This is a genomic window from Dyadobacter sp. BHUBP1 (assembly GCF_050587785.1).
Taxonomy (GTDB): Bacteria; Bacteroidota; Bacteroidia; order Cytophagales; family Spirosomataceae; genus Dyadobacter.
In genome coordinates this window covers 159,487-173,333 of record NZ_JBOBIH010000007.1, presented here as the reverse complement: position 1 = coordinate 173,333, position 13,847 = coordinate 159,487, and the positions used below count along the sequence as shown (strand labels likewise).

Below are 13,847 nucleotides of genomic sequence, written 5' to 3'. Positions count from 1 at the left end.
TCTCCCGATTCTTACCTGAAGTGGGCATATTTCACCGGCTTCGCGGACGCGGATACCTGCAAATGCACAGTCTGACGCGAGCTGTTCCCGAAACGCGTGGCGGGGCTATCGGGCCCGGCAAGATCGGGGCAGATAGTTTTTTAGCAAATGTTTGCTTTGATTTGTGCATGTATAAGCTTTTGTTAGCCACTCTCATGACTCTGGTGTGCGGAGCTGCTTTTGCGCAGCTTCGGATTGAAATTATTGAGTCTCCACCCTTGATTTCCCCATCCTCCTCGCTTTTTCTCGCTTCGGATTTGAATAACTGGAGTCCCGGCGATCCGAACTACAAATTCAGGAAAGACCAGGCCGGCAAGTATTACATCGATATTCCGAAAGTTCCGGCAAGGTTTGAATACAAGATCACGCAGGGGAACTGGACGATGGTCGAGGGCGATTCTTCGGGGAGCCCGCTTGCGGATCGGGTTTATGAGGCATCGAAAGAAGCTGATCCGCATTTGATCAGGATCCGTATTGCGGGCTGGGAAAAGAAAATCGTATATACCTTCATTATTAATAAACTTCCCGAAAATACCCCGCACGACGCGGAGATATTCATCTCGGGGAATTTCAACGACTGGGAGCCGGCGAATCCGCTTTACAAGGTTTACAAGAATGTCGACGGGACTTACCGGACTACTATTTACACCGACAAGGATCCGGTCGAGTATAAGTTCACGCGCGGGAGCTGGGAGTCGATCGAAGGGCGGGAGAGCGGTAAAGCGCGCCCGAACCGGACAATCTACCGCGATTCGAAAGTCGATCACATGTCGATCAATGTTGAAATAGACGGTTGGGAAGACCTTTCGGCGTCGTTCCATTTCTATTCTTTGTATGATCTGCTGCTGCTATTCTCGGTTTTTCAGGGTATTCTGCTGATTATCGCGATCCCCTCTATGCAGAATTACAACCGGCCGGCCAACCGCTGGCTGGTGATCACGATCGGCGTGGCGTCGCTGATGATCCTGTTGCGGACGATCGGCGGTTATCGGGAGGCGGCGCAGGCGTTCGGGAAAATCCTGCTCATGCCGGATTTCATTCTCTTCCTGTATGTGCCGGCGTTCTATTTTTACCTTCAAAGGCTGCTTTTCAATCAATCGGTCAAGCCATTCCGGCAGGTTGTGCTCTTTTTGCCGGTGCTGCTGCAATGCTTCGTGTATCTGCCGTTTTTCCTGATCAGCGACAGGGAGCTGCATTTGTTATTTCTCGTACGCGACCGGAGCCTGTTCGGGGTGTTTCTCGGAACGGGCCTGCTTGCCCTGGGCTGGAATACCTATTTCTGGTTCCTCTTCCGCAGGACTTTCCGCTTTTACCGCGAGCAGTACCAAAGCCATTTTTCGTACGAACAGAACCTGCATTACCTCAATACGGTGCTGTTTATCCAGGCGCTCTGCCTCGGACTATGGTATTTCCTTTTCCTGATGCTCGGCCTCGGTTATTGCTTTGACTTCGATGTTACGCAAATTGTAGAGGGTAGTGTGGATGCGATCTGGCTCGCATTTTCAACCATTACCTATTTCGTAGGATACTTTGCGATTCACCAGCCCGAAATCTTTAAAATATCCCCCCAACCGCGGTCGATTTTCGATGTCGGCGCGAGCACGGAGGAAACGGAAGGGCAGGAGAGCGTTGCGGATAAGAAGCCGGAACAGCCCGAGGATATTACCGATCTGAAACGGCAGGTAGAGGAATATATGGCCAAAGAAAAGCCGTTCACCAACCCTAAACTGACGCTGAGCGAGCTGGCAGGGAAGCTGAAACTGTCGCAGCACACCTTGTCGCGGGTGATCAACGACGGCTTTGAAAAGAACTTCTTCGATTTCATCAACTCCTACCGGATCGAGGATTTCAAAAAGCGGGTCGATAATCCTAAATTCAAAAACTATACCCTGCTGAGCATCGCCTACGAGGTAGGGTTCAACTCCAAGACGGCGTTCAACCGGTCGTTCAAAAAAATTACCGGACAGACCCCGCGCGACTACTACAATGCGAGCCGTCCCGAGGAGTAATTGACTTTTTTGGGTTTAAATTATCAGAAAAATAAGTGCCATTTTATAAAGTGGGGCTCGTAGCAATGTATTTAATTTATTGTAAATGAATTATTTATAATGAATTGAAGCCCTGTATTCAAAAAAAACGCTGAAAACGGGAAGTGGAACGACAGCGGGTTCGAAAGGGGATAGTTTTGCCAGGAAATATTTCGATAAATAATTGGATTAATCCGATTGGCATCTCGAAGTGTTCGAAAGCAATCAATCACATTTTATCCCTTTACGATGAAACAGCTTTATCAAAAGACAGTCTGTTTTGCCCTTCTGCTTCTGCTCGGGAATGTCGCGCTCATGGCGCAAGGCACGGTCAGCGGAAAAGTGACCGACGCGCATGATGGCTCGGTGTTACCCGGTGTTACGGTCGTGGTCAAGAACAGCGCGCTCGGTACCCAGACCGACGAAACAGGCAAGTATTCCCTCTCCAATGTGCCCGCTAATGCCACGCTTGTATTCAGTTTTGTGGGCAAGCTGGTGAAGGAAGTAGCCGTCGGCACCGAATCCGTTATTAACGTTACGCTGGCCGATAACACGAAAGAACTGTCGGAGGTGGTCGTGATTGGGTACGGTACGCAGAAAAAGCAGGAGCTTACAGGCTCGATCACCAGCATTTCGTCCAAGGATTTCCAGCAAGGTAATATCCAGAGCCCCGAGCAGCTGATCGTTGGAAAGGTAGCGGGGGTGTCGATCACGTCCAACAACGGACAGCCCGGCTCGGGCAGCACGATCCGCATCCGCGGAGGGGCGTCGCTGAATGCGAGTAACGACCCGCTGATCGTCATCGACGGCGTTCCATTGAGCGGAAGCAGCCTCAGCGGTGCACCAAACCCGCTCAGCCTCATCAACCCGAACGACATTGAAACCTTTACGGTACTTAAAGACGCCTCGGCAACGGCCATTTACGGCTCGCGCGCATCCAACGGCGTTATCCTGATCACCACCAAAAAGGGCCAGAGCGGCACGCCGGTGATCAATTTCAATACGCAACTGGCTGTTTCAAAAATTGTCAAAACAGTGGATGCCCTCAGCGCCGACGAGTTCAGGACCTATGTGGAAACGAACGGCACCGATGCCCAGAAGGCACTACTGGGTTCGGCCAAAACCGACTGGCAGGATGAAATTTACCGTACCGGCATCAGTACCGACAACAACCTGAGCATTTCGGGTGCATTGAAAAGCATGCCTTACCGGGTTTCATTGGGTTATTTGCTCCAAAACGGGATCCTGATCACCGACAAAATGCAGCGCCCGTCGGCCTCGATCAATATCAGCCCGCGCTTCTTCAACAAACACCTTAAAATCGACCTGAACCTGAAAGGGGCGCAAACGAAGTCGCATTTTGCGAATCAGGGCGCGATCATCAATGCGGTGCAGTTTGATCCTACCCAGGCAGTCATGGACGAATCGAGCCCGTTTGGCGGGTATTTCGAATGGGTGACGAAAGACGACGCCGGCAAAGCGACGCTCAACCCGAATGCGCCGAGAAACCCTGTGGCGCTGATTCGTCAGCAGGATAATAATGGGACCGTGAACCGAAGCTTCGGGAATGCACAGTTGGATTACAAATTCCACTTCCTGCCCGACCTGCATGCGAACCTGAACCTCGGCTACGATATTTCAAAAGGCAGCGGAACGACATTCGTGCCGGAGTATGCTGCGCAGAATTTTACGACCAAAGGCCAGAATAACAAGTATTTGCAAAAAGTAAATAACAAGGTCGCCGAGTTTTACCTCAGCTACGCAAAGGATCTCAAAAGTATTAAAAGTAACGTGAGCGCTACGGCTGGTTATGGCTATTACAACAATGCGACCAAAAATTACTTCTATCCCAATTTCAGCGCAAACGGCGAAATTGTGGAAGGTTCGCAGCCGAAATTTGCATACGATATCCCTGAAAATACACTCATTTCGTACTACGGAAGGCTGATTTACACGTTCGACGACAAGTACATTCTCGCGGGCTCGATCCGGACCGACGGTTCATCGCGCTTCTCGCCTGAAAACCGTTGGGGGGTATTCCCGTCGGTGGCATTGACCTGGCGCATCAACCGGGAGGGCTTCATGAAGCCGGTGAGCGCAATGAGCGACCTTAAACTCCGGCTCAGCTACGGGATTACCGGCAACCAGGACGGTATTGCCAATTATTCCTACCTGGGTATCTACTCGGTGAGCTCCAATGCTTCACAGTACCAGTTCGGAAATACCTTCTACAATATGACCGCCCCGGCTGCGTACGACCAGAATATCAAATGGGAACAGACGGCAACGGCCAATGCGGGCCTGGATTTCGGGTTCTTCAACAACCGCCTTTCGGGTAGTCTGGATGTGTATTACAAAAAGACGAAAAACCTGCTGAACACAGTGCCTATTCCCATCGGCTCGAATTTCAGCAACCAGATCCTGACCAACGTCGGTAACATCGAAAACAAGGGGATCGAGTTCGCCGTCAACGGCACGCCGATCGCTACCGGAAAGTTGAGCTGGAATGCGGGGTTCAATGTTACCTATAACAACAACAAGATTACGAACCTGACGGCCGTGAGCGATCCGGAATTCGCGGGTAACCAGACCGGCGGCATTACCGGAGGGACCGGGCAGAGCATTCAGATCCATTCGGTCAACTATAATACCTTTTCGTATTACGTTTTCAAGCAGGTGTACGATCAGGAGGGTAAACCGCTGGAAGGTGTTTATGCAGATTTGAACGGCGATGGCGCGATCAATCAAAAGGATCAGTATCGCTACAAATCGCCTTTCCCGAAAGTGATGCTGGGTTTCAATACGCAGCTTACCTACGATAAATGGAGTCTGAGCACCATTCTGCGTGCGAACATTGGCAACTACATGTACAACAACGTGGCTTCGAACTTCGGTGTGAGAAGGAATATCCTGAACCCGAACAACATCCTCGGCAACAGCACCACGGACATTTATAATACCAACTTCTTCAACAACCGTTACCAGTCGGATTATTATGTTCAGAACGCGTCCTTCCTGCGCATGGACAACGTGGGTATAGGCTACAATGCGGGCCGTGTGTTGGGCAACCGGATGAACCTGCGGATCAATGCGACCTGCCAGAATGTGTTTGTGGTGACCCAATACAAAGGCCTGGATCCCGAGATCAACGGCGGTATCGATTACAACCTCTATCCGCGGCCGAGAACGTTCGTGTTGGGCCTGAATCTGGACTTTTAATCGCTAAATATATTGATTATGAAATTCTTATATAAAACATTGCTATGCTCTGCGCTGCTAGCCGGCGGGGCCGTATCCTGTACGAAAGACCTGGATCTTTCGCCGACGAACTCTATTACTGCCGACATTGCCTACAAAACGCCTGCGGACTACAAACAGGTGCTGGCCAAGGTGTACGGGAGCTTTGCGCTTGCCGGTAATAACGGTATCAATGCGTCCGACCTGGCGGGTGTCGACCCGGGCCAGGCCGACTTTCTGAGGCTTTTCTGGAATGCTCAGGAGCTTACGACCGACGAAGCGGCTTGCGTATGGAACGATCCGGGTATTCCCGATTTCCATAACCTGAACTGGACCGCCGGCAACGTATTGCTGAGCGCGCTTTATAACCGCAGCTTGTTCCATGTGACGGTCTGCAACGAGTTTATCCGCGAGTCGTCGGATGAAAAGCTGGCCGGGCGGGGCATTGGCGGACAGGATGCGGAGGAAATCCGTCGTTACCGTGCCGAAGCGCAGTTTTTGAGGGCATTCCAGTATTGGGTTTTGATGGATCTTTTCGGAAATCCTCCTTTTGTGACCGAGAAAGACCCTATCGGAAAATACATTCCACCACAAATCAAACGCGCCGATCTGTTTGCCTACGTAGAATCGGAACTCAAAGCAGCGGAAGCGACATTGGCAGAACCGCGTAAAAACGAATATGGGCGCGTGGACAAAGCGGCGTCCTGGGCATTGCTGGCGCGCCTGTACCTGAATGCAGAGGTGTACCTGGGTAAAGGCCAGGGACGGTACAACGACGCGATCACGTATTCAGAAAAGGTGATTAAGTCGGGTTACTCGCTGATGCCCGAGTACAAGCACCTGTTCCTGGGCGATAATGACGTCGATAACCCGGAAGTGTTGCTGTCTATCAATTACGACGGGATCAAAACCCAGAACAATGGCGGTACGACTTTCATTATCAATGCAGGTATCAATGCGGCGATGAACCCGGCGTCGTTCGGCATTCCCAATGGCGGCTGGGGCGGCAACCGCGCTACCAAAAACCTCCCGTTGCGCTTCGGCGATTACAGCGGCAAGAAAGACAAGCGCGCTATGTTTTTCGGGCAGAAGATCGAAATGGAGGACCCTTCCGTTTTTACCGATGGTCTCGCGATTACCAAATTCCGGAACATTACCCGGTCGGGTGCCATTGTGCCGTCCTCGGGCAACTCGTTTTCGTCCGTCGATTTCCCGCTTTTCCGCCTGGCAGAAATGTACCTGACCTACGCCGAAGCTGTGAAACGCGGTGGAGCAGGGGGCAACGAAGCTACGGCTGTTGCCTATTTCAATAAACTTCGCGAGCGTGCTTACGGCAATGCGAGCGGCAATGTGACGGCCATTACCCTGAACGACGTGCTTGATGAACGCGGCCGGGAATTTTACTGGGAGGCCCACCGCCGCACCGATCTGGTCCGGTACGGATTACTTACTTCCGGCAGTTACCTCTGGCCGTGGAAGGGGGGAGTAAAAGACGGGAGAGGGGTTTCGGAAAGTTTCAACCTGTTCCCGATCCCAGCCACAGACCTTATCGCAAACCCTAATCTCCAACAGAACCCATGATAAAGTATCGCAGCATATCAGTTTTGGCCTCATTAATGGCGTTCGTCGTGATGTCGGCCTGTGAAAAGGATGAAATTAAAACCATTGCAGCGCCCGGTGCGGCGGCCGTGCTTTCGGTGAACCAGCCCGTACTGGAATTGAACAGCGCCAATGCCGAAAAGGAGGCTGTCGTTTTCTCCTGGACGCCCGTAGATTACGGTTTTGCCAGCGTGATCAGCTACACCATCCAGCTGGATAAGAAGGGTAATAATTTTCAGAAACCGGTGGAGATCAATGCCGGCAGCGCATTGAAAAAGGGCTTTACCACCGGCGAGCTCAACGGGTTGATGATCAACAAACTCAAACTCACGGCCGGACAGGCCGCGGATGTGGAGGCACGGGTGATATCGTCACTAGGTACCTCCGCCGAACGCATGAATACAGTCTCGGCTATCCAGGGACTGTCGGTGAAGCCGTACTTTGTGGTGATCGTGTATCCGGCGATTTACGTTCCGGGCAGTCACCAGGGCTGGGCGCCGGACAAGGCACCGAAGCTGGTTTCGGTGAAGGACGACAAAAGATTCGAGGGTTATGTGTATTTTCCCGATGAAACAACCGAGTTTAAATTTACCAATGCCCCCAACTGGAATGAGGGCGACTACGGTAGCGGAGGCCCCGGCAAGCTGGGTACGAACGGCAACCTGACGCAGAAAGGCGCGGGCTATTACCTGCTCAAAGCGGACCTGAATAATAGCACGTGGTCGTCACTCAAAACCATATGGGGCGTGCTGGGGTCGGCGACCAAAGGCGGCTGGGATAAGGACCAGGACCTGACGTACGACGCGAAAAGCGGCGCCTGGACAGCCGAGGTGGCACTCACTCAGGGAGAAATCAAATTCCGGGCGAATGATGACTGGACGCTGGCATATGGCGACGGCAATGCCGACGGCGTTCCCGATACGCTCGACAACGGGAATATCAAAGTAGATGCGGCCGGTACGTACATCATCAGCCTCAACCTGAGCAATGCAGGTAACTATACTTATTCTATCACGAAAAAATAACTTTTAGTTGATTCATGGATTTTAAGCAGGTCAAAAGATGCTGTTTGGCCGTGCTATGGCTTCTCGCAGGAGCCACAGCATGGGCGCAGCAAACCAATCCTCCCGCTGTTTGCTACGAAATATTCGTCCGCTCGTTCGCCGATTCGAATGGGGATGGAATAGGGGATATCAACGGGATCACTTCCAGGCTGGATTATTTAAAAGACCTGGGCGTGGATGCGCTCTGGCTCACACCCATTTGTAAATCGCCGACCTATCACAAGTATGATGTGACGGATTACCGGCAGATCGATCCCGAATATGGTACAATGGCCGATTTCAAAAGGCTGCTGTCGGAAGCGCACAAGCGGGGCATCCGGATCATCAAGGACCTGGTCGTGAACCACACCAGCAATCAGCATCCCTGGTTTCAGCAGGCACGGAAGGGAAAACAGAATCCTTACCGCGATTATTATGTGTGGCTCCCGCAAAAGACGATCGATTCACTGGGCATCGCGACACGCGAGAAATCAGGCGATTCATGGGAGGTGAATCCCTGGCATGCCGTGAAAGAAGGTGGTGACGAAAAGTACTATGGCCTCTTCTGGAGCGGTATGCCCGACCTCAACTTCGACAATCCCAAAGTGCGGGAGGAGATTTACGCGGTAGCCGCATTCTGGCTCAACGAAGTAGGTGTGGACGGGTTCAGGCTCGATGCCGCCAAGCACATTTATCCCGATTGGGAGGCGGAAAAAAGCCACGCATTCTGGATTGAGTTCCGCGAAAAGGTCAGAAGCATGAAGCCGGATATTTATCTGGTAGGAGAGGTTTGGTCAACACCGGAAAAAGTCGCGCCGTATTTCAAAGGCCTGCCTGCCAATTTCAACATCGACGCGGCGCTTGCTATACACGAAATGCTCAAAACCGGAAAATCAATCGACCTGATCGGACAATTGCGGCAAACGCACGCGGTCTACAAAGCCGCCAATCCTGATTTCATCGACGCTGTTTTCAATAACAACCACGATCACGTCCGTATCGGCACCACCGTGAATGGTGATATTTCCAAAATGAAGCTCGCCGCGAGCCTGTTGCTCACATTGCCGGGTGAACCATACCTGTACTATGGCGAAGAAATAGGTATGCTCGGTAACAAGCCCGACGAGAACATCCGGGAACCGTTTTTATGGAAGGCTTCGGCAGAAGATAAGCTGCGTACGCACTGGATGAAACCGTCGTATTCCACCGACGACAAAGTCCGGAACCTCGAAGCCCAGATGAAAGACCCTTCATCCATTTACAATCATTACAAAAAGCTGCTCAAACTACGCCACGAGTATCCTGCATTGCGCCAGGTAGCCCCTGTGAACCTGGGTGACGCAGGGATCCGGCAGGAGCACATCATCGCATTCACGCGCCCGCACACAAGCGGGGACCTGCTGATTGTGCACAATGTAAGCGGCACCGAAAAGACCGTAGAACTGCCTGCATCTGCTTCGGGGAAGAAACTACTGTTCGGATCTTCTGAAAAGACTGAAGTAAGTGGCAGAGTGCTCAAAATCCCGGCATACGGGTCGGTAATTTTACGATAAGTCACGCTGACTTAAAAGTAACCTGGACAATCCCGGAATGGGTGGTAACACTGGTTCCGGGATTGCCGTTATTTCTTGAAAAACTCCCCGAAATGCCACAATATCCCGGACGGATCGTGAACGAAGCATTCGCGGCCCCAATAGTCGACCCGGATCGGGGTCAGGCGCGCATTTGGGTATTTCGCAGGAAGGTCGAGCTGCACAAGGTCGTCCCAGAAAGTCTGAACATTCTCCACTTCCAGAAAGACCATCGTATTGTCGATCCAGTCTTTGTTGAATGCATTTTGCAGATAGAAACCGTAGTCGCCGGTTTTGAAAAGCGACATTACAGGCGTCAGTACGACTTCCTGAAAACCCAGGTCACGGTAAAAAGCCCGGGAGACTTCGAAATCGGTAGCCCCGATGAACGGGCGGATTGATAGTGCTTTATGTTCCATAGGGTATGCGATATTATCAGCCAAAATTAGGGCATTGGTGCGAGTACTCGTCTTGATCGAAATCAAGAAATAGTGCCGTTCGCGACCGCATTCCTCGCCCTGCTGAGGGTCTCAGGTGTAATTTTAAGATACGACGCGATGATTTTGAGCGGAAAAGCCTGAATTAGCTTCGGGCGGTTGTCGAGCAGGTGCCGATACTTCTCCACCGGTGTCATGGATTGATCGAAAAACTGCATCCTTTGAAAAGCGCCTTCCAAAACCTTGTTGAGTTGCAAGAATGCGAGTGACTTGCCGGTCAGATAATGAATTGTTTCCAGGTTGATTTCGATGAATCGGCAATCCGTGTATGTTTCAATGAAGAACCTGGAAGGACGTTGGCCGACCAGGCTTTCATGATTGAAGAACCACTCGCCGGCAAGGTGGAGATCGATTACGTTATGTTCCGATTCGGACAGGATGTCGTATTGCCGGACAGCGCCTTCCAGCAAGTAAGAGACTGTTCTTGCAATTTGCCCTTTTCGGAGCAGCAATTCGTGTTTCCGGGCCTCGCGTAATCTAATTTCTTTCTCAAAGAGTTCAATTTCGCTGTCCTGGTAGGTTCCCGTCGCTCTCAGGATATTTCCATACATAGGCATACGTTATTTGCGATACCGAAAATACGAGATTTGCCGTTACGCGTCGTTCCGAACGGAGCACTTTTGTCGGATTTGTCAATGCGGCTTTTATGGCCTGGTAACTCGGTCAGCATCGAGAATAAAAGAGCCAGGGCCGCTGACCCGCCAAAGATCCACCACGGGATCGTCGAACGATAATGATACTTTTCCAGCATTTGGGCCAGCAAATAATAGCTCACAGGAATGGCCACGGCGGCAGCGATAACGGTTAAGAACAGAAAGTCTTTTGCAATCAATCTCCATACACCGGCAACGGAAGCGCCCAGTACCGGAAATGCTTCAAATGCAGGATTCTTATCCTGCCGTGTTCACTTCCGAACAACCGGACGTTCGTCTGCGGGCGTTACAAATTCTCACTACCGGTTACAACCGTTACACATTTTTTCGCGTCATGTCCAGGATTGCCGGCCCTGTCGGCAGGCCATGATTATAAAATATTAGGAAAAAATTAAAATGTGCTAAGATGGTGATTTCCCGTTTTTCGTTGATCCGCCGCGCTCTATCTTTGGAGCAAAACCCATCCCTAACAAGTTCGTTTGAGTAATGAAAAGAGTATTAGAATTCTTCTCGCGTGAGAAGGTTATTTTGGCTGTTTACGTGCTGCTGAGCATCATTATCGGCATTCAGCATTATGCAGGCGGGCCGTTGAAGTATAATAATTTTCAGATTTTCAGGGCGGCGCTCGGCCACCTGGTGAGGCATCAGAATCTTCACCTGGAATACCCCCGCGAGTATTTCGATCTGTTCCTCTACAATCCCACCTTTTGTATCTTTTTTGCACCTTTTTCGTTCCTGCCGTTGCCGGTCAGCCTTCTCCTCTGGCTCATATGCTGTTCACTGGCACTTTTTTATGCCATCCGCAGCCTGCCGCTCGATTATGACAAGAAAGTGTTCTTCTGGTGGTTCATCCTGTTCGAGCTGGTGACGTCGCTGCATGGCCAGCAAACCAACCCGCTCATTGCGGCGTCGGGACTTCTGACTTTTACTTTTCTCGAAAACGGCAAAACCCGCTGGGCCGCATTGTTCCCGTTGCTGGCTTTCTGTATCAAGGGGTACGGACTGATTTACGCCGGCATGTTCCTGTTTTATCCGCGTAAGGGGCAGTTTATTGGGTATTCGGTGCTTTGGGCGCTGGTATTGGCGCTCTTGCCGCTGCCAGTGACGGGGATCGGTCATTTCGTGCAGGTTTATAAAGACTGGTACGGAATCCTGGTCGCCGACCACGCGGTGAATTACGGATTCTCGATTATGGGCCTGTTGAAAGTGTGGATTCCGGTATTTTCGCCTGAGGATGTGACCAAAGTGCAGCTGGCGGGCGTGGTGTTGTTCGGTATTACCTGGCTGTTATGTTTTTTCAGAAAGCAATATTTCACGCTGGAAGAGCGGCTGCTTTTGTTTGCCTACGCCTCGCTTTGGGTGATTGTATTCAACCATGCGGCCGAATCGCCGACTTATGTGATCGCCATTCCGGGTGTGGTGCTCTTCCACATTGTCAACGGCGAACGGCTGGCGCCCTGGTCTAAAATATTACTGATACTCGTATTCGTATTCTGTATTCTGGCACCTACCGACATTTATCCGCCTTCCCTGCGCCGCAACTTTTTCGAGCCTTACCTGATCAAGGTGATCCCTTGCGTGCTTGTGTGGGTGGTTTTGCAAACACAATTACTACTTCATCGACATGAAAACTGAAAATCGGCCGGGTATCAGCGTTGTGCTGCCCTGCTACAATCCCCTGCCAGGCTGGTGCGGGACGCTGGAAGACCATATCCGGGAGCTGAATGCAAAACTGCCCGGCAGCGTCGTGCAGTACATTATTTCCAACGACGGCTCCACCCGTCTCGACCGGACCCACGTTGCGACGTTGAACCGGATCCCGAATGTTATCTTTCTTGATAATGCCGTCAATGAGGGCAAAGGCTCCGCGATCCGGAAAGGCACGCTTCGCGCCGATGGCGATATCATCGTCTACACCGACATTGATTTCCCTTTCGGCACGGACCCGATCGTCGAAATCGTGCGGATATTTGAGGAAAACCCGGAATGCTGGTTCGTTTATGGTAACCGCAGCGCCGAATATTTCAAAAATCTTCCGCTGAAAAGGAAGTTGTTTTCCAAAGTGCTGCATTTAATGAACCGCCTTTTTCTGAACAAACATATTACCGACACACAGGCTGGTATCAAAGGTCTTCGCCGGGAAATACTGCCGGAAGTACAGGGAACCAAAACCAACACTTTTGTTTTTGAAGTAGAACTGATCCGCAAGCTGATCCGGAAGGGCATCGGCATAGAAAAGGTAGAGGTATCGGCCAATTCTTCCATTGTTTTCAGCGATTTCAGCATGAAAGTACTGTTCCGCGAAGCGGTTAATTTTGCAAAAATCACTATCCTGGGAGGCCTATGGAACGATCTTTCGTGATGCTTACTTTCGACCTGGAAGAGTTCGATATTCCGGAAGAATATGGTCAGAAAGTGCCTGAAACAGAGCAAATGCAAGTGACGCTGAGGGGCATGGAGAATGTGCTTTCCGTGCTTGATGCACATCATATACACGCGACGTTCTTCACCACCGGGCGTTTTGCCGCCGAAAACCCGGCATTGATCCGGCACCTGGCCCAAAAACACGAGATCGCCTCGCATGCACTCGTGCATTCGCCTGCACACGTGTTCCGCGAGAGTGATATTATGGAATCCCGCAGCATATTGGAGGCGGTCAGCGGACAAATCGTGAATGGCTTCCGCATGCCGCGCCTGAAACCATTCGACCGGACGGCCTTACGCCGGGGCGACTTCCGCTACGACTCGTCCCTGAACCCGACCTGGCTGCCGGGACGCTATAATCTCCTGGGAGAGAACCCGCTGCCAAGCCAGACCGACGGGTTGATCGAACTGCCTTGCTCTACCACGCCCTGGCTGCGTTTTCCCCTATTCTGGCTGTCGTTCAAGAACCTGCCGCTCCGTATTTACGCCGCGCTGTGCGGCTTCACGTTAAAAAAGCGCGGTAACCTGATGCTCTATTTCCATCCATGGGAGTTTGCCGACCTGAGCGCTTATACGCTGCCGGGCTATATCAAAAAGGTAAATGGCGATAAGCTGACCGCAAAACTGGATGGCCTGGTACGTGCTTTGAAAAAGCGGAATGCGGATTTTGTGACCTGCAATACTTTTTGCGACCAATGGGAAAAGGGTCTTGCCGGCCGGGACTGATGCAATTTTAACACTGTTAAATAAATTATCT

General features: G+C 51.4%; 10 protein-coding genes and 1 pseudogene. 8 read left to right on the top strand and 3 right to left on the bottom strand.

All coding sequences use genetic code 11. The features are described from left to right. Nucleotides 1-257: 257 nt before the first annotated feature. The 5 genes from ACQ4MZ_RS24415 to ACQ4MZ_RS24395 all read left to right on the top strand — a co-directional run bounded on the left by ACQ4MZ_RS24415 (nucleotide 258) and on the right by ACQ4MZ_RS24395 (nucleotide 9,498). Nucleotides 258-2,048: a helix-turn-helix domain-containing protein gene (locus tag ACQ4MZ_RS24415; protein WP_430849485.1), complete on the top strand. Its 1,791-nt coding sequence runs from the start codon at nucleotides 258-260 to the stop codon at nucleotides 2,046-2,048. A gap of 267 nt (nucleotides 2,049-2,315) precedes the next feature. Next, nucleotides 2,316-5,285, top strand: a complete 2,970-nt coding sequence (locus ACQ4MZ_RS24410; RefSeq protein ID WP_430849483.1) for a SusC/RagA family TonB-linked outer membrane protein — start codon at nucleotides 2,316-2,318, stop codon at nucleotides 5,283-5,285. A gap of 18 nt (nucleotides 5,286-5,303) precedes the next feature. Continuing rightward, entirely contained in the window at nucleotides 5,304-6,884 is a 1,581-nt protein-coding gene (locus ACQ4MZ_RS24405) for a RagB/SusD family nutrient uptake outer membrane protein (protein ID WP_430849481.1), read from the top strand. Next, nucleotides 6,881-7,927 (top strand): SusE domain-containing protein, encoded by a 1,047-nt coding sequence (locus ACQ4MZ_RS24400; RefSeq protein WP_430849479.1) that lies wholly within the window; start codon nucleotides 6,881-6,883, stop codon nucleotides 7,925-7,927. The genes ACQ4MZ_RS24405 and ACQ4MZ_RS24400 overlap by 4 nt, the downstream gene beginning before the upstream one ends. A 14-nt stretch (nucleotides 7,928-7,941) precedes the next feature. Then, nucleotides 7,942-9,498 (top strand): alpha-amylase family glycosyl hydrolase, encoded by a 1,557-nt coding sequence (locus tag ACQ4MZ_RS24395; protein WP_430849478.1) that lies wholly within the window; start codon nucleotides 7,942-7,944, stop codon nucleotides 9,496-9,498. A gap of 68 nt (nucleotides 9,499-9,566) precedes the next feature. Here ACQ4MZ_RS24395 and ACQ4MZ_RS24390 read toward each other — a convergent pair whose 3' ends face one another. The 3 genes and pseudogenes from ACQ4MZ_RS24390 to ACQ4MZ_RS24380 all read right to left on the bottom strand — a co-directional run. Next, nucleotides 9,567-9,935, bottom strand: a complete 369-nt coding sequence (locus ACQ4MZ_RS24390; protein ID WP_430849476.1) for a glyoxalase — start codon at nucleotides 9,933-9,935, stop codon at nucleotides 9,567-9,569. Nucleotides 9,936-9,997: 62 nt separating this feature from the next. Next, the gene (locus ACQ4MZ_RS24385) at nucleotides 9,998-10,564 is read right to left on the bottom strand and encodes a Crp/Fnr family transcriptional regulator (RefSeq protein ID WP_430849474.1); all 567 of its coding nucleotides are present in this window, start codon (nucleotides 10,562-10,564) and stop codon (nucleotides 9,998-10,000) included. Next, nucleotides 10,546-10,881 (bottom strand): annotated as a pseudogene (locus ACQ4MZ_RS24380) (ABC transporter permease); the annotation flags it as partial. The gene ACQ4MZ_RS24385 and the pseudogene ACQ4MZ_RS24380, both read right to left, overlap by 19 nt. Nucleotides 10,882-11,152: 271 nt before the next feature. Between ACQ4MZ_RS24380 and ACQ4MZ_RS24375 the strand changes: the two are divergent. Genes ACQ4MZ_RS24375 through ACQ4MZ_RS24365 form a run of 3 tightly spaced genes read left to right on the top strand, consistent with a single transcriptional unit; the run spans nucleotide 11,153 to nucleotide 13,816 of the window. Beyond that, nucleotides 11,153-12,301 carry a glycosyltransferase family 87 protein gene (locus ACQ4MZ_RS24375; protein ID WP_430849472.1) on the top strand — a complete coding sequence of 383 codons (1,149 nt, stop codon included), beginning with the start codon at nucleotides 11,153-11,155 and terminating at the stop codon, nucleotides 12,299-12,301. Beyond that, the gene (locus ACQ4MZ_RS24370; protein WP_430849470.1) at nucleotides 12,291-13,028 is read left to right on the top strand and encodes a glycosyltransferase family 2 protein; all 738 of its coding nucleotides are present in this window, start codon (nucleotides 12,291-12,293) and stop codon (nucleotides 13,026-13,028) included. Before ACQ4MZ_RS24375 ends, ACQ4MZ_RS24370 begins: the two co-directional genes overlap by 11 nt. Beyond that, a complete protein-coding gene (locus ACQ4MZ_RS24365; protein ID WP_430849468.1) occupies nucleotides 13,010-13,816 on the top strand; it encodes a polysaccharide deacetylase family protein in 807 nt (268 codons plus the stop codon). The genes ACQ4MZ_RS24370 and ACQ4MZ_RS24365 overlap by 19 nt, the downstream gene beginning before the upstream one ends. Nucleotides 13,817-13,847: the final 31 nt, after the last annotated feature.